The organism is Acidovorax sp. GW823-FHT02H02, from assembly GCF_058797075.1.
Map to the genome: position 1 here is coordinate 203,058 of NZ_JBXAJH010000001.1, position 20,734 is coordinate 223,791.

Below are 20,734 nucleotides of genomic sequence, written 5' to 3' on the forward strand. Positions count from 1 at the left end.
CGGCGACCACGTCGAGAGCCGCGCAGTGTATAGGAGCCACCCCATGATTTTCGCCCCCATGATCCGCCGCGCCGCCTACGCCAGTGCACCCCGTTCTTCTGACCTGGCGCTGCAACGCTTCCTGATGGGCACTCTCGCAACACCGGCCCGCGCCAGCACCGCCGGCGTCACCGTGGCCCGCGATGACAAGGCCACCACGCTGCAACTGGACGTGCCCGGCCTGGCGCGCGAGCAATTGCAGATCAGCATCGACGGCAATGTGGTCCAGCTGCAAAGCGTGGAAGGCGCACCCCGCCAGTTGCAGCGCGCCTGGGAGCTGGCCAATGCCATTGACGCCGCCGCCAGCACGGCCAAGCTGGAGAACGGCGTGCTCACGCTCACGCTGGTGCGGCAGGTACCCGCCGACAAGTCAGTGCAGCTGGTCGTGCACTGAGCGGCGGCAAGGGGCAGCCTCCGGCTGCTCCCCATTCGACAAAAAAACGGTACGAATTAGCATCAAGCGGCGCGATCCATCACCGCGCCTGCGTCACTCGTGCCGCAGCGCATCAATCGGGTCCATGCGCGCCGCGCGGCGGGCCGGGAAGTAGCCGAACACCACCCCGATCCCCGCCGAGAACACGAACGACAGCAGGTTGACGCCGGGGTTGAAGAGGTAGGGCACATCCATCAGGGCCGACAGGCCCACCGAGGCGCCCGTGGCCAGCACGATGCCGATCAGCCCGCCCAGGGCTGCCAGCACCACGGCCTCGATCAGGAACTGCAGCAGCACCTCGCGTTCCAGGGCGCCAATGGCCAGGCGCAGGCCGATCTCGCGGGTGCGCTCGGTCACGCTCACCAGCATGATGTTCATGATGCCGATGCCGCCCACCAGCAGGCTCACCGCAGCCACGGCGCCCAGCAGCATGGTCAGCACCTTGGTGGTGCCCGAGAGCGTGTCGGCCAGCTGCTTGGTGTCGAGCACGTTGAAGTTGTCCTCGTCGGTATCCGACAGCTTGCGCAGCTCGCGCAACAGTTGCGTGAGGCTGGCCTTCACGCGCTCGGGGTCACTGCCGTCCTGCATGGACACCAGCAGCGTGTTGACGCGCGTGTTGCCGGTCACGCGGCGCTGCAGCGTGCGCAGCGGCACCAGCACGGTGTCGTCCTGGTCATTGCCGAAGGCGCCCTGCCCCTTGGAGGCCAGCACGCCCACCACCTCGCATGAAAACGCCTTCACCCGCAGCTGCTCGCCCACGGCATCGCGTGTGCCATACAGCTCGCGGCGCACGGTCTCGCCAATCAGGCACACGGCGGCACCGGCGCGCAGCTCGGCGTCCGTGAACACACGTCCGGTGCGCACGGCCCAGTTGCCGGTTTCGAGCCAGCCATTGGTGCTGCCGATGATGCTGGTGGTCCAGTTGCGCCCGCCGGCCACCACGGTGGCGCTGGTGCGCGCCTCGGGTGCCACGGCCAGGATGCCGCCAATCTGCTGGGCAATCACATCGGCATCGGTGTCCTTGAATGCGGGTGCCCCGGAACCACCGCCTGGGCCCATGCGCTGGCCAGGGCGGACCTGCAGCAGGTTGGTGCCCAGGCCCGAGATCTGGTTTTGCACCGCCATGGTGGCGCCATTGCCCAGCGTGACCATGGTGATGACGGCGCTGACGCCGATCACGATGCCCAGGATGGTGAGGAACGAGCGCATCAGGTTGCGCCGGATCGAGCGCAGGGCGAGCAAAAGGGTGTTGAGCAGCATCAGGAAACCTCGGGTGCAGGAACGACAGGCTCGACCGCTGCATGGGCGCGCAAGCCCACGGGGTGCGGGTTGGGCGCATCGCTGTCCACCCGGCCATCGACGAAGCGCACGATGCGCCGGGCATAGGCGGCCATGTCGGGCTCGTGGGTGACCATCAGCACGGTGATGCCCTGCTCGGCGTTGAGCCGCCAGAGCAGCTCCATGATTTCCTGGCTGCGCTGGGTGTCGAGGTTGCCGGTGGGCTCATCGGCCAACAGCACGGCCGGCTCGGTGACGATGGCGCGCGCAATGGCCACGCGTTGCTGCTGCCCGCCCGACAGCTCGGACGGCGTGTGGTGCTCCCAGCCCTTGAGGCCCACGGCATCCAGCGCGCGGGCCGCAGCGGCGTGGCGGGCCGTGGCCGATTCGCCCCGGTACAGCAGGGGCAGCTCGACGTTTTCCTGTGCCGAGGTGCGCGCCAGCAGGTTGAAGCCCTGGAACACAAAGCCGAAATACTGCCGGCGCAGGCGCGCGCGCTCGTCGCGCGAGAGCGATTCCACATGCACGCCCTTGAACAGGTATTCGCCGGCGGTGGGCCGGTCCAGGCAGCCCAGGGTGTTCATGGCGGTGGATTTGCCGGAGCCGCTGGGGCCCATGATGGCCACGAAATCGCCCTGGGTGATGTCGAGGTCCACCCCTTTCAGCGCCTGGAAGGCCAGCGCGCCCTCGCCATACACCTTGGTCACGCCGCGCAGGCGGATCAGCGGCGGCGCATTGCCGGGCAGCCGGCCGCCCTCACCCGGGGCGTTTGCGGCCTCGCTCATTTCGCGGCCCCGGTGGCGCGCTGGTCGGTGATGACGGCCATGCCCTCGGCCAGGCCTTCGCCGCTGACCTCGGTGCGGCGGCCATCGCTGATGCCCACCTGCACCGTCACGGCATGCGCGGCGCCGTCCTGGAGCACCCACACCTGGCGGGTACGGCCCGCGCCGTCGGCCGCATCGCCGCCAGCGCCGGGTCGGCGCGTTCCCGAGCGCGGCATGCGCGGCATCAGCTGCGACATGATGCCGCCACTCGACGACGCAGGCTTCGCCGCCGCCTCTGCCGCAACGGTGGGCGTGAAGCGCAGCGCCGTGTTGGGCACCAGCAGCACATCGTTGCGCTCGGTGGAGGTGATGGTGGCTGCGGCCGTCATGCCGGGGCGCAGGCTCAGGTCGGCGTTGTCCACCTCCAGCCAGGTGATGTAGGTGACCACGTTGTCGGTCTTGGTGGAGCCGAACGACACCCGCGTGACCTTGGCCGGATAACGGCGCGACGGGTAGGCGCTGACCGTGAAGCTGGCTTTCTGGTCGAGCTTCACCGAGCCCACGTCGGCCTCGTCCACGCTGACATCGAGCCGCAGCCGCGTGAGGTCTTCGGCCAGCGTAAACAGCGTGACGGCCTGCAGCGAGGCGGCCACGGCGTTGCCGGGCTCGACCGAACGGGTCAGCACCACGCCGTCAATGGGCGAGCGGATCGAGGCCTTGGACAGGTTGGTGGTGTCGGTGGACAGCGCCGCCCGGGCGTCGTCCACCGAGGCTCGGGCACTGGCCTCATCGGCGCGGGCCCGTTCGAGCGTGGCCCGGCCGGTATCCAGCTCGGCGGCCGAGGGCACCTTGCCGCCCGACAGGCGCGCCACCTCCTCCAGCCGCGCAAAACCGGCCTGCGCCTCTTTGGTGGTGGCCTGCGCCTGCGCCAGCCGCGCCTGCGCCGCCGCCAGCGAGGCGCGCGAGCGCAGCACCTGCGCATCGAGCTTGGCGGTGTCGAGTTCGACCAGCACCTGGCCCTTTCTGACCTTGTCGTTCACGTCCACCAGCACGTTTCTGACGGTGCCCGACAGCTCGCTGCCAATGGTCACCGCCCGCGTCGGCTGCAAGGTGCCGTTGGCCGACACGTTGAGCGTGAGATTGCCCCGGACCACCTCTTCGGTCACATACACCGGGGCTGCGCTGGCGCGCTGGTGGCTCTGCCAGTAATAAAGGCCGCCCCCCGCGGCCACCAGCACTGCCACCCCCAGCCACAGGGAGGAGCGTTGCCACCAGCGGCGCGGCTTGCCTCCGCCGAGCAGCGCCTGCAGATCGGCGGCAGTGGAAGGGCTGGCGGGGGATGCGTTCTTTTCAGGAGAGTTCATGGCCATCGAATTCGGTGTCTGTTGGAGGTATCTGGTGGCGGTCCAACCGCGGTTTGCGGGCGTGAGGGGACGGCGCTACTGCCAGCCACCGCCCAGCGCCTTGTACAGCCGCACATGGTCGGCCGACACGCTGGCCACGGTGGCGGCCACGCTGTCCTGGGTGGACAGCAGCGTGCGCTGGGTTTCCAGCACCGATTGGAAGTCGATCAGGCCGCTGCTGTAGCGCTGGCGGGCCAGCAAGTCCGCATTGCCCGCGGCGTCGGCGGCCGCCTGCAGCCGCACCAGGCGTTCGCGGTCCCCTTGCAGGGCCACCAGGGCGTCTTCCACATCCTTGAGCGCCGTGAGCACCGAGGCTTCATAGGCCACGCGGGCCTGCGCCAGCGCCGCCTCCTGCACACGCACCTGCGCCCGCGCCGCGCCACCATCGAACACGGGCACCGACACACTGGCCAGCAAGGCGCTGACCACGGAGCTGCCATTGCCGAGGGCGCCCAGCGTGAGGGCGCGCAGGCCCAGATTGCCCGAAATGCTGAAGTCGGGGTAGCGCGCGGCATCGGCTTGCGACACCCGGGCCAGAGCGGCGGCAATGCGCTGCTCGGCAGCGCGCACATCGGGCCGCTGGCGCAGGGTTTCTGCAGGAATGGCCAGCGCCAGGTCTTGCGCGGGCTGGGGCACGGCGGCGGGCTCTGCCAGCAGCGCATCGAGCGCCAGCGGGGCCTGTCCGGTCAGCACGGCCAGGCTGTGGCGCGACTGTGCCAGGCTCGATGCGAGCGCGGGAATCTGCGCTGCCGTCTGCTCGGCCGCCGCACGGGCCTGCTCGGCCACCAGCGAGGTGGTCAGCCCGGCCTGCAGGCGCCACTGGGTGATCTGCAGCGTCTCCTGCTGGCTCGCCAGGTTGCTGCGCGCAATGGCCAGCCGCTGCTGCAGGCCCCGCAGCTCGACGTAGTTCACGGCGGTTTCGGCGGCCAGCGACACCTGCACGTCGGCCAGGCTGGCCTCGGCGGCCCGGGCATCGGCCTGGCTGGCGTTCACGCCGCTGCGCAGGCGGCCAAATACATCGGGCTCCCAGCTGGCGTCAAACCCCGCCTGAAAATTGTTGCCCGTGCTGTTCGAGGCCCGGCTGCGCTGCGCCGAAGCCGAAGCCCCCACGCTGGGCAGCAGGCCGGCAGCCTGCACATCCACCTGGGCGCGCGCCTGCTGCAAGGCGGCTTGCGCGCTGCGCACGCTGGTGTTGGCCTGCAGGGCCTGCGTGACCAGCTGCGTGAGCTGCGGGTCGTTGAACCGCTGCCACCATTGCGCCAGGGAGGTGGCGGGCATGTCCGCAGCAGTTGGCGCGGACCATGCGGGCGGCACCGGTGTCTGCGGCTGCCGGCTGTCGGGTGGCGCCAGGCTGGCACAGCCGGCCAGCAGGGCCACGGCCGAGGTCAACCACCAGGGTGAAACAGCGCCCATCCGGCGAAAAGGGGCGCGCTGCGCAGGATGCGCTGCGGTGGCAAAGGAACGTTCATTCATGGCATAGAGGCAGCGTGCATGGCAGGCCCCATTGTGCGGTTCAGTCATGTCCTGCCCGCTACAGCCAAGTGAAGCCCGGGTAAAGCTGCCGCACATTGCACCCGAACGATCCCTGCGTAGCGGCGCCGGTCAACGCCCCCGCAATTCAGCCCCCCAGGGCGTCCAGCGGCCAGCGGGGTTTGACGTCGAACGCATAGGCGCGGTTGGCCATCTGCTGGCCCGCCTGCAGCCGCATGGCGGCCGCCATGGCGATCATGGCGCCGTTGTCGGTGCACAGGTGCAGCTCGGGGTAGTGCACGCGCACCTTGCCCTGCGCGCAAGCCGCATCGAGCTGGGCGCGCAAATGCCGGTTGGCGCCCACGCCACCCGCCACCACCACGCGCTTCAAGCCCGTCTGCTTCAGGGCCGTGAGCGTTTTTTTCACCAGCACTTCCACAATCGCCGCCTCGGTACTCGCGGCCAGGTCGGGCTTGCGCGCCTCCAGCGCATCCCCGAGCTTCTTGGCCTGGGTGAGCACGGCGGTCTTGAGCCCGGCAAAGGAAAAATCAAGGTTGCCGCTGTGCAGCAAGGGGCGCGGCAGCTTGAAGGCCGCCGGGTCGCCCTGCTCGGCCAGGCGCGACAGCGCGGGCCCGCCAGGGTAGCCCAGGCCCATGAGCTTGGCCGACTTGTCAAACGCCTCGCCGGCCGCATCGTCGATGGTTTCGCCCAGCAGTTCGTAGCGGCCCACGCCGTCCACCCGCATGAGCTGCGTGTGGCCGCCCGACACCAGCAAGGCCACGAAGGGAAATTCCGGCGGGTCGGCACTCAAAAAGGGCGACAGCAAATGCCCTTCGAGGTGGTGCACGCCCAGCACGGGCTTGTCGAGTGCGGCGCCCAGCGCGCAGGCCACGCCAGCGCCCACCAGCAGTGCACCGGCCAGGCCCGGCCCGCGGGTGTAGGCCACCACATCCACGTCGGCCAGGTGCTGGCCCGCTTCGGCCATGACGGCCTCGGTCAGCGGCAGCACGCGGCGGATATGGTCGCGGCTGGCCAGCTCGGGCACCACGCCGCCATAGGCCTGGTGCATCTCGATCTGGCTGTGCAAGGCATGCGCCAGCAAGCTGGGCACGGCCACCCCGCCGGTGGAGCGGACCAGCGCCACGCCGGTTTCATCGCACGAAGATTCAATACCCAGGATCAGCAAGCTCATGCCCCGAGTGTAAAACCCGGCGCCTGCCCAGTCGGGTCCACCGCCAACTCACAGCCAACGCCCACAGCGTGCACCATCCCGGCGCACCAACATGTGGCGTAAATCTTGCTTGTTGCTGCGGCATGACCGACGCCCTGCGCATTGTGGTGGTGGCCCCCGACCTGGCCATTGCCGACCCCGACGACGAACACGCCGCCGCACAGGCGGAACGCTCGCGGGCGCTGCGCATCGGCCTGCTGGAAAACAACTTCAACCTCATTGCCACGCTGCCGGCCGATGTGTTTCTGGGCGAGCGGCTGGCCCAGCTGCAGCCCGACCTGATCATCGTGGACGCAGAAAGCGAGGCCCGCGACGCCCTCGAACATGTGGTGATGGCCACCCGCGACGCACGCCGCCCCATCGTCATGTTCACCAATGACGAGGACACCACGCATGTGAAAGACGCCGTGGCCGCCGGCGTGTCGGCCTACATCGTGGCCGGGCTGGCGCCCCAGCGCATCCGCCCCATCCTGGATGTGGCCATGGCGCGCTTTGCGCACGAGCAGGCACTGCGCACCGAACTGGCCGACGCCAGAACCGAGCTGCAGGACCGCAAGACCATCGACCGCGCCAAGGGCGTGCTGATGCAGCGCCAGGGCCTCACCGAACAGGCGGCCTACGAAAAACTGCGCAAAACCGCCATGGACAAGGGCCTGAAGCTGGGCGAAGTAGCCAGGCGGATGCTCGACATGGTCGATCTGCTGGGCTGAGGCGCCAACCGCCCAGGAAAAAAAGCGCCACCCGAAGGCAGCGCTTTGCAGGTTGCGCAGAGATCGTGCAGGCGCGCTCAGAACGCCGGAACCACGGCACCCTTGTATTTTTCCTGGATGAATTTCTTCACCTCGGCGCTGTGCAGGGCCTTGATCAGCTTGGCAATGCTGGCGTCGTTGGCACGGTCGGCACGGGCAGCCACGATGTTGGTGTAGGGCGAGTCGGCACCTTCGATGAACAAGGCGTCCTTGGTGGGGTTGAGCTTGGCTTCGATCGCATAGTTGGTATTGATCAGGGCCAGGTCCACGTCGGCCAGCGCACGGGGCAGCAGCGGCGCTTCGAGTTCCTTGAACTTCAGCTTCTTGGGGCTCTTGACCACATCGAGCGGCGTGGGCGTGAGGCTCTTGGGGTCCTTCAGCCCGATCAGCCCCTGCTTGGCCAGCAGGATCAGGGCGCGACCGCCATTGGACGGATCGTTGGGAATGGCCACCGTGGCGCCGTCCTTGAGGTCCTTCAGGTTCTTGATCTTGCTGGAATAGGCGCCGAAGGGCTCCACATGCACCTTGCCGCCCGGCACTTGCACCAGGCTGGTCTTGCGGTCCTTGTTGAAGCTGTCCAGGTAGGGCTGGTGCTGGAAGAAGTTGGCATCGAGCTGCTTGTCCTCCACGGCCATGTTGGGCTGCACATAGTCGCTGAACTCCTTGACCTGCAGATCCACACCCTGGGCCTTGAGCTGGGGTTTCACGAAATTCAGGATCTCGGCGTGCGGCACGGCCGTGGCGGCCACTTTCAGTACGTCGGCGGCATGGGCGCTGACGGCCAGGGCGGCGAGGGCCAGTGCGGACAGGGTCTTCTTCAACATGAGGGGGGCTCTTTCAACGGATGAATACACGGCAGGGCCCCAAAAATACGGGATAACCCTGAACTGGACAGCAAGTGTAAACAGCCATGCCGCCGGAAGTCGGTTCTTTAGCTATTTCTTGATATAAAAATGAGGTTTTATATACAAGGCAATCCGCTCGCATCTCGTTTGCGCCGGAGATGCTTGACGCAATGCCGGGGCGTCCAATAGCCCGATTTCGCCCCAACCCTGCGGGCAAGTGCCTTGCCGGGCGGTCTGCGGCGTTGCGGCGCTTGCCAATAGCACGGGCTATTGGCTGCGCACCGCGCCTTGCACCCCATTCCGGCAAGGCACTTGCGCGGCCATGAAAAGATCGTGAACACGTTCCGAGACCAACAAGCCCCAGGTGATGCCAGCTGCCACTCGACCGATGAAGGTGCGGGCCAGGCGGGCTGCATCAAGGTGAGCGAGGCCCCAGCCTGCGCGAAGACAGGCCTGCCGCTGCCGCCATCGGGGGCGAACTGGCGGCCTGACGCTTCTCAAACGGGCTCCTCTCCCTCTGCCGCACCCTGCGCGGCATCGATGCGCTGCATGTTGTCCAACAGCTTCAGCAGATAGTGCAGCGCATGCACTTGGTCGCTGACCGAAAAACCCTCCAGCGCCTGCGCGTAGTAGGCCTCGATCTTGACCTGGGCTGCATGCTCCCAAGTGTGGCGCCCTGCCTGCGTCATCGCAACCAGGCGTGAACGCCGGTCACGCCCGTCAGGGGCGCTACTCACATGGCCCTCGCGCTCCATGCGACTGATCAGGCCGGCCAGGTTCTGCCGGCTCATCATCAGATAGCGCGCCAGCGCCCCGATGCTCATGCCCGCGGGCTCGCGCGACAGCGCACCCAGCACCGCCCACTGCTGCGTTGTCAACCCCTCGGATTCGACTGCACGAGAGCCAGTTTTATGCAACATATTTGCACATTGATAGAGTCTGAAGAAAAGCCTGTTGGCCAGTTCAGATTTCGCATAATCTCTTTTACGTCTAGGGTTTTCCATTATTTTCCTCTTGGTTTCCGGTCTTGTTTTCAGGAAATATCAGACCTACTATATGCAACATATTTACTTAAATGCCTGTCGCAATCCCTAACACGGCAAGCATAGCAACCCCTGACCAGGAGAGAAAGCACATGCAAGGACTCAAGAATCAGACCGTCATCGTGACCGGCGGCGGCGGTGGCATCGGCAGCGCCACCTGCCGGCGTTTTGCAGCGGAAGGTGCCAAGGTGGCCGTGTTTGACATGAACCTCGCCGCCGCTGAAAAAGTGGCCGCCGACATCCGCGCGGCAGGCGGCCAGGCGGCCGCCTTTGCCTGCGACATCACTCAGCGCGACCAGGTGGACGCCGCCGTGGCCGCCACCGAGTCCCAACTCGGCCCTATCGGCGTGCTGGTCAACAACGCCGGATGGGACGTGTTCAAGCCGTTCGTCAAGACGGTTCCGGCGGAGTGGGACAGGCTCATCGCCATCAACCTCACGGGCGCGCTGCACATGCACCACGCGGTGCTGCCAGGCATGGTCGAGCGCAAGGCCGGCCGCATCGTCAATGTGGCCTCCGACGCCGCGCGGGGCGGCTCTTCGGGCGAGGCCGTCTATGCCGCCTGCAAGGGCGGCCTGGTGGCGCTGTCCAAGACCCTGGCGCGCGAGCATGCCCGCCAGGGCATCACCGTCAACGTGGTGTGCCCCGGTCCCACCGATACCGCCCTGCTGGCAGGCGTGGCCGAAGGCGCGCGCGACCCCGCCAAGCTGATCGAGGCGTTCAAGAGCGCCATCCCCATGGGCCGCCTGGGACAGCCCGAAGACCTGGCTAACGCCATTGTGTTCTTTGGCAGCGCAGACGCGGCCTTCATCACTGGCCAGGTCATCAGCGTCTCCGGCGGTCTGACCATGCACGGCTGACCCCGCGCCGGTCCCATCCATTTTTCCAAGGAGCACATCATGCAATTCGAAGACATCCTGTACGAAGTGAAGAACGGCGTGGCCTGGATCACGATCAACCGGCCCGAGAAGATGAACGCCTTCCGCGGCACCACCTGCGACGAGATCATCAAGGCCTTGAACAAGGCCGGCTATGACAAGAGCGTGGGCGCCATCGTGCTGGCCGGCGCCGGCGACCGGGCGTTTTGCACCGGCGGCGACCAGTCGGCGCACGACGGCAACTACGACGGGCGCGGCACCATCGGCCTGCCCATGGAGGAGCTGCACACCGCCATCCGCGACGTGCCCAAGCCCGTGATCGCGCGCGTGCAGGGCTTTGCCATCGGCGGCGGCAACGTGCTGTGCACCATCTGCGACCTGACCATCTGCTCCGACAAGGCCGTCTTCGGCCAGGTGGGTCCCAAGATGGGCTCGGTGGATCCGGGCTACGGCACGGCCTTCCTGGCCCGCGTGGTGGGCGAGAAGAAGGCGCGCGAGATCTGGTACCTGAACAAGCGCTACTCGGGCCAGGAGGCCGTGGCCATGGGCCTGGCCAACATCTGCGTGCCGCACGAGCAGCTCGACGCCACCGTGCAGGAATGGGCCGAGACCATCTGTGAGCGCAGCCCCACGGCCATCGCCATCGCCAAGCGCAGCTTCAACATGGACACGGCACACCAGGCCGGCATTGCGGGCCTGGGAATGTACGCACTCAAGCTGTTCTACGACACCGAGGAATCGCGCGAGGGTGTGAACGCGCTCAAGGACAAGCGCAAGCCCGAGTTCCGAAAGTACGCCAAGTAACAACGGAAGACATGGCGATGAACCCGAACCCGTACATCAACGAAGACCTGCAGGCGCTCGCCGAGACGGTGCGCCGCTTCGCGCAGGAAAAGGTCGCCCCCGGCTTCCAGGAGCGTGACCGCACCCGCGTGCTGGACCGCGCACTGCTGCGCGAGATGGGCGAGCTCGGCTTCATCGTGCCCGAACTGCCCGAGCAGTTTGGCGGCCTGGGCATGGGCTGCCTGGCGGCCGGCGTGATCCACGAAGAGATCGCGCGCGCTGACCTGAGCTTCTCGTACCTGAACCTGCTGGCTTCGCTGAACGCGCAGATCCTGTCCAAATACGGCCAGCCCGAAGTGGTCAAGCCCTGGCTGCAGAAGCTGGTGCAGGGCGAGGCCATCTGCGCCATCGCGCTGACCGAGCCACGCGGCGGCTCGGACGCGGCCAACCTGCGTCTGCGCATCGAGCGCGTGGGCGACGAATACCTCATCAACGGCGAGAAGACCTCCATCTCGGCGGCCGATCAGGCCGACATCGCCGTGGTCTTCGGCCGCACCGGAACGCCCGAATCCGGCGCGCATGGCGTCACGGCCCTGCTGGTGCCGATGGACACGCCCGGCATCACCACCAACCGCTTCGACTGCCACGGCCAGCGCGCCATTGGCCGCGGCTCCATCTTCTTCGAGAACGTGCGCGTGCCCGTCAGCCACCGTCTGGGCGACGAGAACAAGGGCTTCGTGCAGGTGATGCACGGCTTTGATTTTTCGCGCTCGCTCATCGGCCTGCAATGCCTGGCCGTGGCGCGCGTGGCACTGGAAGAGGCCTGGCGCTACATCACCGAGCGCCAGGCGTTTGGCCAGCCCCTGTCGGCCTTCCAGGGCGTGACGCATCCGCTGGCGCAATACGACACCGAGGTCGAAGGCGCGCGCCTGTTGTGCCTGCAGGGCCTTTGGCTCAAGGACCAGGGCCTGCCGCACACCGCCGAGGCCGGCATGGCCAAGTGGTGGGGCCCGAAACTGGCCTACGACGTGATCCACCAGTGCCTGCTGTGCTTTGGCCACGGCGGCTACGACCGCGGCCTGATGGAACAGCGCCTGCGCGATGTGCTGGGCTTCCAGATCGGCGACGGCACGGCCCAGATCATGAAAACCATCATCGCCCGGACGCGGGCGGGACGCAAGAACGTACCCGCCTGAAGCTGCCCACACAAAATCAAGGAGACAAACCATGCAATTCGACGCCGTACTGCTGCCCCCGCGCCGCGAGCGCATGATCACCCGGGGCCTCTGGCACGACCGCACCATCAACGATGACCTGGACGCCTGCGCCGCCACCTGCCCCGACAAGCTTGCGCTGACGGCGTTGCGCGTGGAAACGGGAGAATTCCGGCGCTTCACCTACGGCGAGCTGGCACGCATGACCGACCGCATCGCCGTAGGCCTCACGCGGCTGGGCGTGGGCAAGAACGACATCGTGGCCTGCCAACTGCCCAACTGGTGGCAGTTCACGCTGACCTACCTGGCCTGCTCCCGCATCGGCGCGGTGATGAACCCGCTGATGCACATCTTCCGCGAGCGCGAGCTGTCGTTCATGCTGAAGCACGGCGAAGCCAAGGTCATGATCGCACCCAAGACCTTCCGCGGCTTCGATTTCGAAAAGATGGTCACCGACCTGCGACCCAGCCTGCCGCACCTGCAGCACCTGGTGGCGGTGGACGGCACCGGCGCCAACAGCTTCGAAGCGCTGCTGAGCGGCCCGGAATGGGAAAAAGCGCCCGACGCGCAGGACATCCTGACGCGCCACCGCCCGGGTCCGGACGACATCACGCAGCTCATCTACACCTCGGGCACCACTGGCGAGCCCAAAGGCGTGATGCACTCGGCCAACACGGTGATGGCCAACATCATCCCCTACGCCCAGCGCCTGCACCTGGACGCCGAGGACATCATCCTCATGGCCTCGCCCATGGCGCACCAGACCGGCTTCATGTACGGGCTGATCATGCCCGTCATGCTCAAGGCCAGCGTGGTGCTGCAGGACATCTGGGAGCCCAGGAAGGCGATCGAACTGATCCAGAAGAAAGGCGTGACCTTCACCATGGCCTCCACCCCGTTCCTCACCGACCTGGCCAAGACCGTCACCGAGACGGGCCAGGGCGTGTCCACGCTGCGCACCTTCCTGTGCGCCGGCGCGCCCATCCCCGGTCCGCTGGTGGAGCAGGCCCGCGTCGCGCTGGGAGCCAAGATCGTGTCCGCCTGGGGCATGACGGAGAACGGCGCCGTCACGTTGACCCAGCTCGACGACGAGGACGAGCGCTCCTTCTCCACCGACGGCTGCCCGCTGCCCGGCGTGGAGGTCAAGGTGGTCGATGTCGATGGCAATGACCTGCCCGTGGGCGAGACCGGCCGGCTGATGCTGCGCTCGTGCTCCAACTTCGGCGGATATCTGCACCGCGCGCACCTCAACGGGACCGATGCCGAAGACTGGTTCGACACCGGCGACCTGGCACGCATAGACGCGCGAGGCTACATCCGCATCACCGGCCGCAGCAAGGACGTGATCATCCGCGGCGGCGAGAACATCCCGGTGGTGGAGATCGAGTCGCTGCTCTACCGCCACCCCGCCGTGGCCATGGCTGCCATCGTGGCCTACCCCGACGAGCGCCTGGGCGAGCGCGCCTGCGCCGTGGTGGTGCCCAAGCCGGGCCAGACCTTCGACCTGCCCACCATGGTGGAGTACCTCAAAGACCAGAAGGTGGCCCTGCAGTACATCCCCGAGCGGCTGGAAGTCACCGACACCATGCCGTCCACGCCGTCCGGAAAGATCCAGAAGTTCAAGCTGCGCGAGCTGATGCGCGCCCAGGGCTGATCCGCCCCACCGGAGACACCGCATGACGGACGACCACCCCATCCGCGTGGAAACGCACGGCCGCACAGGCCTGATCACCCTGCACCGGCCCCAGCAGCTCAACGCCCTGAACGACACACTGATGGACGAACTGGGCGCGGCCCTCCTGGCCTTCGATGCCGACCCCGGCATCGGCGCCATCGTCATCACGGGCAGCGACAAGGCCTTTGCCGCCGGGGCGGACATCGAGGCCATGGCCGACTGGACGTACATGGACGTCACCCAGGGCAACTTCATCACGCGCAACTGGGAAACCATCCGCGCCGTCCGCAAACCCGTGATCGCCGCCGTGGCGGGCTACGCCATGGGCGGCGGCTGCGAGCTGGCGCTGGCCTGCGACATCGTCGTGGCGGCCGAGTCGGCGCGCTTTGCCCTGCCCGAGATCAAGCTCGCCATGCTGCCCGGCGCCGGCGGCACGCAACGCCTGCCGCGCGCCATCGGCAAGGCCAAGGCCATGGACATGTGCCTGTCGGCGCGCATGCTCGACGCCCAGGAGGCCGACCGCTACGGCCTGGTTTCGCGCGTCGTTCCCGACGCAGAACTCCTGGAGCGCAGCCTGGCGCTGGCGGCGCAGATCGCGTCGTTCTCGCTGCCCGCGCTGGCGGCCATCAAGGAATCGGTGAACCGTGCCTGGGAAAGCCCGCTGACCGAGGGCATCTTGTTCGAGCGCCGCGCGCTGTACGGCCGCTTCGCGAGCAGCGATGCGCATGAGGGCATGCACGCCTTCCTGGATAAGCGCAAGCCGGACTTCCAGCACCGCTGAGGTGCCCCGATAGTTTGCCAAGCGCTTTCTCCATCCAGGCCAATGAATTTAAACACTATAAGCTATTAAAAACATAGCAACAAACGGGTAGCCGGTGGCCACAACGTGGATCCGAGCACCCGCACCAGGAGACAAGAACATGTTGACGATCAATCTTTTCAACCGATTGGTGTACGGCGCCCTGCTCATCGTGATGCGCTCGGGACTGGCGCTGATCTATGGCCTGCGGCGCGTGGTCGATTACAAGGACAGCGACGACGGCAGCAAGATGCTGGCGCTGCGCGGCACCCATGCCTTCTCCAAGCGCACGGCCGCCTACGCCACGGTGGGCGCCCTGCGCAACGACGGCAGCGCGCGCTTCTCGCCCTCGGTGGGCGTGAGCAACACCGCGCTGGCGCCCGTCGCGGGCCAGAACCAGACCGGCCTGATGGTCGGACTGCGCCACGCCTTCTAAGGATTTATCCGTAAATTAAGTAAACTCCAAACCTGAGCCGACCTTCACTCGGCGCAGGACAGACAGATGGCCAAGGCCCATGCCCATTCGTGGGAAGTGACGGATGAATTCTGGGCCCGGGTAGAGCCCCTGGTGCCGCAGCCAGTGCGCGACCCGAACAAGCAATACCTGCGCAGTGCGGGAGCGGGGCGCCCACCCAAGGCGCCGCGATTGGTCTTCGAGGCCATTGTCTACGTCCTGAGGACGGGCTGCCAATGGAAGGCGTTGCCAGCCGAGCGCTTTGGCAGTGCCAGCGCGGTGCACCAGAGATTCATGCAATGGTCCAGGGCCGGGTTCTTTGAGTCGTTATGGAAGGCGGGCCTGGCCGAATACGACGACCTGCAGGGTATTGCCTGGCGTTGGCAGAGCATTGACGGGGCGATGTTCAAGGCGCCACTGGCGCAAGAGGCGGTTGGCCCCAATCCGACGGACCGGGGGAAAAAATGGCAGCAAGCGCCACCTGCTGGTGGACGGGCGTGGCGTCCCGTTGTCCCTCGTCGTGACGGGAGCCAACGCGCACGACGTGACGCAGATTGAGGCCGTGCTCAATGCCATCGTGGTCAAACGTCCGACTCCCAAGCAGCGCCGCTCCAAGCATCTGTGCGCCGATGCGGGCTATCGCGGCAAAGGCGCCATGACCGTGATTCTGGCCCATGGCTATATCCCGCATGTGGTCAGCCGCAAGAGCGAAGCGGCGCAGAAGAAGCGAGACCCGAAGAAGAAGGCCCGCCGCTGGGTGGTCGAGGCCTGCCATGGCTGGTTCAACCGATTCAGGAAACTATTGGTGCGCTACGAGAAGCTCGAACACACCTTCCTGGCGCTCAACCACCTTGCTGCGGCCATCATCGCTCTGCGCAAGATTGAGCTACCAGTCAATGTTATTTACGGATAAATACTAAGCCCATGCCTCGGGGCGGCGCTGCGCAGACACGTGCTCCGCCTCGTTTTCCAAGGAAGTGACGGCACTCCCCCCCACCAACCCACCAACCCAAGAAGGAGACAAGTATGCCCCTGCATTCCCGCCATCTCGCCATCGCGCTCGGCCTGGCTGGCCTGATGAGCCTGCCCGCCCAGGCACAGGACAAGATTCGCATCGGCTTTCTGACCGACATGTCCAGCGCCTACGCCGACCTGGACGGCAAGAACGGCGCCATGGCCATCCAGATGGCCATCGACGACTTCGGCGGCAAGGTCAACGGCCTGCCCATCGAACTCCTCAGCGCCGACCACCAGAACAAGGCCGACATCGCCGCCTCCAAGGCGCGTGAGTGGATGGACACCCAGAACATCAGCATGCTCGTGGGTGGCACCAACTCGGCCGCCGCCCTGGCCATGGCCAAGCTCGCGCAGGAAAAGAAGCGCGTGTTCATCGCCAACGGCCCCGGAACCTCGGCGCTGACCAACGAGCAGTGCTCGCCCTACACCATCCACTACGCCTGGGACACCACGGCCTTGGCCAAGGGCACGGCGGGCGCCCTGCTCAAGCAGGGCTACAAGAACTGGTTCTTTCTTGCCGCCGACTACGCTTTCGGCGAAGCCCTGCAGCGCGACGCGACGAGCGTGATCAAGGCCCACAACGGCCAGGTCATAGGTGGCGTCAAGCACCCGCTGGGTGCCGCGGATTTCTCGTCCTTCCTGGTGCAGGCGCAGAGCTCCAAGGCGCAGATCCTGGGCATCGCCAACGGTGGCAGCGACATGATCAACGCACTCAAGGCCTCGCGCGAGTTCAGCATCGGCAAGAGCATGAAGGTCGCCAGCCTGATGCTGTTCCTGGTGGACGTGCACAGCATGGGCCTGAAGAACGCCGAGGGCCTGCTGTTCACCACCAGCTGGGACTGGAGCCTGGACGATGAGAGCCGCCAGTTCGGCCGCCGCTTCTTCGAGAAGGCCAAGCGCATGCCCACCGACATCCAGGCGGCCAACTACTCGGCCACCATGCAATGGCTCAAGGCAGTGCAGGCCCTCAAGACCACGGATGCCGACAAGGTCATGGATTGGTTCAAGAAGACCCCGCTCAAGGACTTCTACGCCCAGGGCCATGTGCGCCCCGATGGCCGCTATGTGCACAACATGTACCTCATGCAGGTCAAGGCGCCCGCCGAATCGACCATGCCCTGGGACTATGTGAAGCGGATCGCCACCATGCCGGGCGAAGAGGTCTTCACCACCAAGGCGGAGTCGCGCTGCGCGCTGTGGAAGTAACTCCCGCGCCTGCGCGGCGGGTGGTGGCAGCAGTGGCGCCGTTGGGCGCTCCATGTGCCGCACCGCCGCCAGGTGGTGGCCATCTTGTACCAACACCATGAACCCCAACAACAAGACCGCCCTTGTGACGGGCTCCACCAGCGGCATCGGCCTGGGTATCGCCAAGGCCCTGGCCCAACAGGGCGCCAACCTGGTGATGAACGGCTTTGGCGACGTGCAGGCCGCCATGCAGGAAGTGGCGGCACTGGGCGGCCGGGTTGAACACCATCCGGCCGATCTGACCAGGCCCTCGGATATCGCCGATCTGATGCGCTTCGCCAGCGACCGGTTCGGGGGCGTGGACAGGGCACAGGCGATGGGCGTTGACGAGCAGGAGGCCACCCGCCTGTGCCTGGGTGAAAAGGAGCCGTCCATGCAGTTCACGACGACGCAGGACATCGGGCAACTGGCCCTGTTCTTCTGCTCTCCCGCTGCGGCCAATGTGCGTGGCGTGACCTGGGCCATGGACGGCGGCTGGACCGCGCAGTAAGGGGCGCCATGCTGGACATCTCGCTCAAGGGCACAGACCTCACGCCATTCAGCGCCCGGGTGGAATGCGACCGTCTGCGCTTGTTCGCCCAGGTGACCGGGGAGGAAAACCCGTTGTTCCGGGACGAGGCCGTGGCACAGGCCCGTGGCTACCCTTCGCTGCCGCTGCCGCCCACCTTCCTGTTCTGCCTGGAAATGGCAGGCCCCCGGCCGATGGAGGTGTACGAGCGCCTTCAGGTCAACTATGCGCATGTGTTGCACGGGGAACAGCACTTCGTCTACCACCGCCTGGCTTTTGCGGGGGAAACGCTGCACTTCAAGCCGCGCATTGCCGATCTCTATGAAAAAAAAGACGGCACCCTGGGCTTCATGGTCTGGGAGACCCGTGTCGAGGCCAGCGATGGCACACCCGTGGCCGATCTGCGCAGCGTGATGATCGTCCGCCCGCCGCAGCCCGAAAGCGGGCACCCCGCCCCACGCGCCACCGCTCCCGCTGCGGAGGACGGCCTGCCCCGCGTGGCGGCGGGCCCCATCACCCGACACCAGCTGGGTCTGTATGCCGGTGCATCGGGGGACTACAACCCGCTGCACATCGACATGGACTATGCCCGCCAGGCCGGCATGCCCGATGTCTTCGCGCACGGCATGCTGTCGGCCGCATACCTGGCGCGTGTGCTCACCCGCTGGGCGGAGCCTGCGGCGCTGCGGCGCTTCAGCGTACGTTTTGAAGCCATCACCCACATCGGTGACGAGGTGCATTGCCAGGCCCGCGCAACCGGCCACTGCATCGAGCACGGTGAACCCTGCCTGACTCTGGCATTGACCGCACGCAACCAGGCGGGCGAGACCAAACTCACCGGCACCGCGGTGGTCGCCGCCGCAGCGCTGAGCGCCCCCTGATTTTCAGCTTGCCCTGCCCAGTACCATGACCCCCTCTACCTCCGACATCCTCTGGACTCCCGGCCCCGAGCAACTGCAGTCCAGCCGCCTGGTGCAATACCAGGACTGGCTGGCGCGGGAACAAGGCGTTACCACCCACGATTACGCCGGGCTGTGGCGCTGGTCGATCGAGCACCTGGATGACTTCTGGCAGTCGATCTGGAGCTATTTCGACATCCAGGCCGATGGCGAACGCGAGCCCGCGCTGGGCCAGCGCAGCATGCCAGGCGCCGAGTGGTTTCCCAAGGCCCGGGTGAATTTTGCCGAGCATGTGTTCCGCCATGCCACGTCCCAGCAACCGGCCGTGATCGCACGCAGCGAGGATGTGCCGCTGCAGCACATTGCCTGGGCCGAGCTGGAGCGCGCCACCGCAGCGCTGGCGGCCACGTTGCGCGGCTGGGGCGTGGGGCCGGGCGACCGCGTGGCGAGCTACATGCCCAACCGCCCCGAAACGGTGATCGCATTTCTGGCCTGCGCCAGCATCGGCGCCGTATGGTCCAGCTGCGCACCCGACATGGGGGCGCCTGTCGTGCTGGACCGCCTGCGCCAGATCGAGCCCAAGGTACTGTTCGCCGTGGACAGCTACCGCTACAACGGCAAGCCGCACGACCGGGCCCGGGAAGTCGCGCAATTGCTGGCCGAGTTGCCCAGTGTCGAGCATGTCGTGCAGGTGGATGGGCCGCTGGCGCAGGAGCGCGCGGTCGATTGGCGCCAACGCACGGGCTGGCACGCGACCGTGGCCCGGGATGCCTCACCCCGCTACGAGCGCCTGCCTTTCGGCCACCCGCTGTGGATCCTCTATTCCTCGGGCACCACGGGGCTGCCCAAGGCGATGGTGCACGGCCATGGCGGCATCCTGCTCACGCACCTGAAGGAAATGGCGCTGCATAACGACCTGCGGCCCGGCGACCGACTGCTGTTCCTGGGCAGCACGGGCTGGGCCGTGTGGAACCTGCTGGTGGGCGCCCTGGTCACAGGCGCCTCCATCGTGCTGTACGACGGCCATCCCTCCTGGCCCTGTGGCGACACCCTCTGGCGGTTCATCGACGAGCAGGAAGTCGCCGTGTTCGGCACGGGGGCGGCCGTCCTCATCGCGCACAGGAAGGACGGGCTGCGCCCCCGGGATTACGCGCCGCTGAAGAAGCTGCGCACCATCCTCTCCACGGGCTCACCCCTGCCCGTGGATGCGTTTGAATGGGTGTACCGCGACGTCAAGCCCGACGTCTGGCTGGCGTCGGTCAGCGGCGGCACGGACATCGCCGCCTGCTTTGTCGCCTGCGCGCCCACCCTGCCGGTGCATGCCGGAGAGATCCAGTGCGCGGAGCTGGGGGTGGCCGCCTACGCCTTCAACGAACAGGGTCAGGCGGTGATCGACGAGGTGGGCGAACTGGTGATCACCCAGCCGATGCCGTCGATGCCGCTGTACTTCTGGAACGATCCCGACGGACGGCGCTACCGCGAGAGCTACTTCGAGATATACCCCGGGGTATGGCGCCACGGCGACTGGATTCGTTTCACGCCCTATGGCAGCTCGGTGATCTATGGCCGCTCCGACAGCACCATCAACCGCTACGGCATCCGCATCGGCACGGCGGAAATCTACCGGGTGGTGGAGGAACTCCCCGAGGTGCTTGACAGCCTGGTCGTGGACCTGGAGTACCTGGGGCGCCCCTCCTTCATGCCCTTGTTCGTCGTGTTGCAGCCGGGCGTGGCCTTGGACGCCTCCCTGACCGAGCGCATCCGGCAACAGATCCGCACCAAGGCATCGGGCCGCCATGTGCCCGATGCGGTGGTCCAGGTGGGCGAGATTCCGCGCACGCTGAGCGGCAAGAAGATGGAAGTGCCGGTGCGCAAACTGCTGCTGGGCGCCCGCCTGTCCCAGGTGGCCAGCCCGGACGCCATGCAGAACCCCCACAGCCTGGACTTCTTCGCCACGTACGCCAAAGCGCTGGACCTTGGCGGCCCGGGCGGGACGGCGCTTTGATC

19 protein-coding genes and 1 pseudogene are annotated in these 20,734 nt (G+C 66.7%); 13 read left to right on the forward strand and 7 right to left on the reverse strand.

Features of this window, described 5'->3' with window-relative positions:
- Positions 1–43 precede the first annotated feature (43 nt).
- Positions 44–433, forward strand: a complete 390-nt coding sequence (locus AC1RDS_RS00980; RefSeq protein WP_092699863.1) for an Hsp20/alpha crystallin family protein — start codon at positions 44–46, stop codon at positions 431–433.
- Positions 434–526: 93 nt separating this feature from the next.
- On the opposite strand, the gene AC1RDS_RS00985 is transcribed toward AC1RDS_RS00980, so the two are convergent.
- The 5 genes from AC1RDS_RS00985 to tsaD all read right to left on the reverse strand — a co-directional run bounded on the left by AC1RDS_RS00985 (position 527) and on the right by tsaD (position 6,579).
- Positions 527–1,732, reverse strand: a complete 1,206-nt coding sequence (locus AC1RDS_RS00985; protein WP_092699861.1) for an ABC transporter permease — start codon at positions 1,730–1,732, stop codon at positions 527–529.
- Positions 1,732–2,535 (reverse strand): ABC transporter ATP-binding protein, encoded by an 804-nt coding sequence (locus AC1RDS_RS00990; RefSeq protein ID WP_092699859.1) that lies wholly within the window; start codon positions 2,533–2,535, stop codon positions 1,732–1,734. The genes AC1RDS_RS00985 and AC1RDS_RS00990 overlap by 1 nt, the downstream gene beginning before the upstream one ends.
- Positions 2,532–3,878 (reverse strand): efflux RND transporter periplasmic adaptor subunit, encoded by a 1,347-nt coding sequence (locus tag AC1RDS_RS00995; RefSeq protein ID WP_348682408.1) that lies wholly within the window; start codon positions 3,876–3,878, stop codon positions 2,532–2,534. The genes AC1RDS_RS00990 and AC1RDS_RS00995 overlap by 4 nt, the downstream gene beginning before the upstream one ends.
- A gap of 75 nt (positions 3,879–3,953) precedes the next feature.
- Positions 3,954–5,330 (reverse strand): efflux transporter outer membrane subunit, encoded by a 1,377-nt coding sequence (locus tag AC1RDS_RS01000; RefSeq protein ID WP_287876972.1) that lies wholly within the window; start codon positions 5,328–5,330, stop codon positions 3,954–3,956.
- 205 nt (positions 5,331–5,535) lie between these two features.
- Complete coding sequence (gene tsaD, locus AC1RDS_RS01005; protein WP_348682407.1) at positions 5,536–6,579, reverse strand: tRNA (adenosine(37)-N6)-threonylcarbamoyltransferase complex transferase subunit TsaD; 1,044 nt, start codon at positions 6,577–6,579, stop codon at positions 5,536–5,538.
- 122 nt (positions 6,580–6,701) lie between these two features.
- On the opposite strand from tsaD, the gene AC1RDS_RS01010 reads away from it, so the two are divergent.
- Entirely contained in the window at positions 6,702–7,328 is a 627-nt protein-coding gene (locus tag AC1RDS_RS01010) for an ANTAR domain-containing response regulator (RefSeq protein ID WP_092699853.1), read from the forward strand.
- A gap of 77 nt (positions 7,329–7,405) precedes the next feature.
- On the opposite strand, the gene AC1RDS_RS01015 is transcribed toward AC1RDS_RS01010, so the two are convergent.
- The gene (locus AC1RDS_RS01015) at positions 7,406–8,191 is read right to left on the reverse strand and encodes a MetQ/NlpA family ABC transporter substrate-binding protein (RefSeq protein WP_348682406.1); all 786 of its coding nucleotides are present in this window, start codon (positions 8,189–8,191) and stop codon (positions 7,406–7,408) included.
- Between the two features lie 518 nt (positions 8,192–8,709).
- Entirely contained in the window at positions 8,710–9,216 is a 507-nt protein-coding gene (locus AC1RDS_RS01020) for a MarR family winged helix-turn-helix transcriptional regulator (RefSeq protein WP_348682405.1), read from the reverse strand.
- Between the two features lie 131 nt (positions 9,217–9,347).
- Here AC1RDS_RS01020 and badH point away from each other — a divergent pair, with 131 nt between their 5' ends.
- The 11 genes and pseudogenes from badH to AC1RDS_RS01075 all read left to right on the forward strand — a co-directional run bounded on the left by badH (position 9,348) and on the right by AC1RDS_RS01075 (position 20,732).
- Entirely contained in the window at positions 9,348–10,115 is a 768-nt protein-coding gene (badH, locus tag AC1RDS_RS01025) for a 2-hydroxycyclohexanecarboxyl-CoA dehydrogenase (RefSeq protein WP_348682404.1), read from the forward strand.
- 39 nt (positions 10,116–10,154) lie between these two features.
- Positions 10,155–10,937: a 2-ketocyclohexanecarboxyl-CoA hydrolase gene (badI, locus tag AC1RDS_RS01030; RefSeq protein ID WP_348682403.1), complete on the forward strand. Its 783-nt coding sequence runs from the start codon at positions 10,155–10,157 to the stop codon at positions 10,935–10,937.
- A 17-nt stretch (positions 10,938–10,954) separates the two neighbouring features.
- Entirely contained in the window at positions 10,955–12,112 is a 1,158-nt protein-coding gene (gene aliB, locus AC1RDS_RS01035) for a cyclohexanecarboxyl-CoA dehydrogenase (protein ID WP_348682402.1), read from the forward strand.
- Positions 12,113–12,143: 31 nt separating this feature from the next.
- Complete coding sequence (gene aliA, locus AC1RDS_RS01040; protein WP_348682401.1) at positions 12,144–13,784, forward strand: cyclohexanecarboxylate-CoA ligase; 1,641 nt, start codon at positions 12,144–12,146, stop codon at positions 13,782–13,784.
- Positions 13,785–13,806: 22 nt separating this feature from the next.
- Complete coding sequence (locus tag AC1RDS_RS01045) at positions 13,807–14,586, forward strand: enoyl-CoA hydratase (RefSeq protein WP_348682400.1); 780 nt, start codon at positions 13,807–13,809, stop codon at positions 14,584–14,586.
- 139 nt (positions 14,587–14,725) lie between these two features.
- Entirely contained in the window at positions 14,726–15,040 is a 315-nt protein-coding gene (locus AC1RDS_RS01050; protein ID WP_348682399.1) for a hypothetical protein, read from the forward strand.
- A 66-nt stretch (positions 15,041–15,106) separates the two neighbouring features.
- Positions 15,107–15,971, forward strand: a pseudogene (locus tag AC1RDS_RS01055) (IS5 family transposase).
- 113 nt (positions 15,972–16,084) lie between these two features.
- Complete coding sequence (locus AC1RDS_RS01060) at positions 16,085–17,281, forward strand: ABC transporter substrate-binding protein (RefSeq protein ID WP_422205831.1); 1,197 nt, start codon at positions 16,085–16,087, stop codon at positions 17,279–17,281.
- A gap of 97 nt (positions 17,282–17,378) precedes the next feature.
- Positions 17,379–17,810, forward strand: coding sequence for an SDR family oxidoreductase (locus tag AC1RDS_RS01065; protein ID WP_348682753.1), 432 nt, complete (start codon positions 17,379–17,381; stop codon positions 17,808–17,810).
- An 8-nt stretch (positions 17,811–17,818) separates the two neighbouring features.
- Entirely contained in the window at positions 17,819–18,709 is an 891-nt protein-coding gene (locus AC1RDS_RS01070) for an FAS1-like dehydratase domain-containing protein (protein WP_348682752.1), read from the forward strand.
- A gap of 25 nt (positions 18,710–18,734) precedes the next feature.
- Positions 18,735–20,732: an acetoacetate--CoA ligase gene (locus AC1RDS_RS01075; protein ID WP_348682751.1), complete on the forward strand. Its 1,998-nt coding sequence runs from the start codon at positions 18,735–18,737 to the stop codon at positions 20,730–20,732.
- Positions 20,733–20,734: the final 2 nt, after the last annotated feature.

Bases quoted from the DNA above. Each gene is read 5' to 3' on its own strand.
- AC1RDS_RS00980 (WP_092699863.1), top strand. From the start codon at position 44: ATGATTTTCGCCCCCATGATCCGCCGCGCCGCCTACGCCAGTGCACCC.
- AC1RDS_RS00985 (WP_092699861.1), bottom strand. From the start codon at position 1,732: ATGCTGCTCAACACCCTTTTGCTCGCCCTGCGCTCGATCCGGCGCAAC.
- AC1RDS_RS00990 (WP_092699859.1), bottom strand. From the start codon at position 2,535: ATGAGCGAGGCCGCAAACGCCCCGGGTGAGGGCGGCCGGCTGCCCGGC.
- AC1RDS_RS00995 (WP_348682408.1), bottom strand. From the start codon at position 3,878: ATGAACTCTCCTGAAAAGAACGCATCCCCCGCCAGCCCTTCCACTGCC.
- AC1RDS_RS01000 (WP_287876972.1), bottom strand. From the start codon at position 5,330: ATGGGCGCTGTTTCACCCTGGTGGTTGACCTCGGCCGTGGCCCTGCTG.
- tsaD (WP_348682407.1), bottom strand. From the start codon at position 6,579: ATGAGCTTGCTGATCCTGGGTATTGAATCTTCGTGCGATGAAACCGGC.
- AC1RDS_RS01010 (WP_092699853.1), top strand. From the start codon at position 6,702: ATGACCGACGCCCTGCGCATTGTGGTGGTGGCCCCCGACCTGGCCATT.
- AC1RDS_RS01015 (WP_348682406.1), bottom strand. From the start codon at position 8,191: ATGTTGAAGAAGACCCTGTCCGCACTGGCCCTCGCCGCCCTGGCCGTC.
- AC1RDS_RS01020 (WP_348682405.1), bottom strand. From the start codon at position 9,216: ATGGAAAACCCTAGACGTAAAAGAGATTATGCGAAATCTGAACTGGCC.
- badH (WP_348682404.1), top strand. From the start codon at position 9,348: ATGCAAGGACTCAAGAATCAGACCGTCATCGTGACCGGCGGCGGCGGT.
- badI (WP_348682403.1), top strand. From the start codon at position 10,155: ATGCAATTCGAAGACATCCTGTACGAAGTGAAGAACGGCGTGGCCTGG.
- aliB (WP_348682402.1), top strand. From the start codon at position 10,955: ATGAACCCGAACCCGTACATCAACGAAGACCTGCAGGCGCTCGCCGAG.
- aliA (WP_348682401.1), top strand. From the start codon at position 12,144: ATGCAATTCGACGCCGTACTGCTGCCCCCGCGCCGCGAGCGCATGATC.
- AC1RDS_RS01045 (WP_348682400.1), top strand. From the start codon at position 13,807: ATGACGGACGACCACCCCATCCGCGTGGAAACGCACGGCCGCACAGGC.
- AC1RDS_RS01050 (WP_348682399.1), top strand. From the start codon at position 14,726: ATGTTGACGATCAATCTTTTCAACCGATTGGTGTACGGCGCCCTGCTC.
- AC1RDS_RS01060 (WP_422205831.1), top strand. From the start codon at position 16,085: ATGCCCCTGCATTCCCGCCATCTCGCCATCGCGCTCGGCCTGGCTGGC.
- AC1RDS_RS01065 (WP_348682753.1), top strand. From the start codon at position 17,379: ATGAACCCCAACAACAAGACCGCCCTTGTGACGGGCTCCACCAGCGGC.
- AC1RDS_RS01070 (WP_348682752.1), top strand. From the start codon at position 17,819: ATGCTGGACATCTCGCTCAAGGGCACAGACCTCACGCCATTCAGCGCC.
- AC1RDS_RS01075 (WP_348682751.1), top strand. From the start codon at position 18,735: ATGACCCCCTCTACCTCCGACATCCTCTGGACTCCCGGCCCCGAGCAA.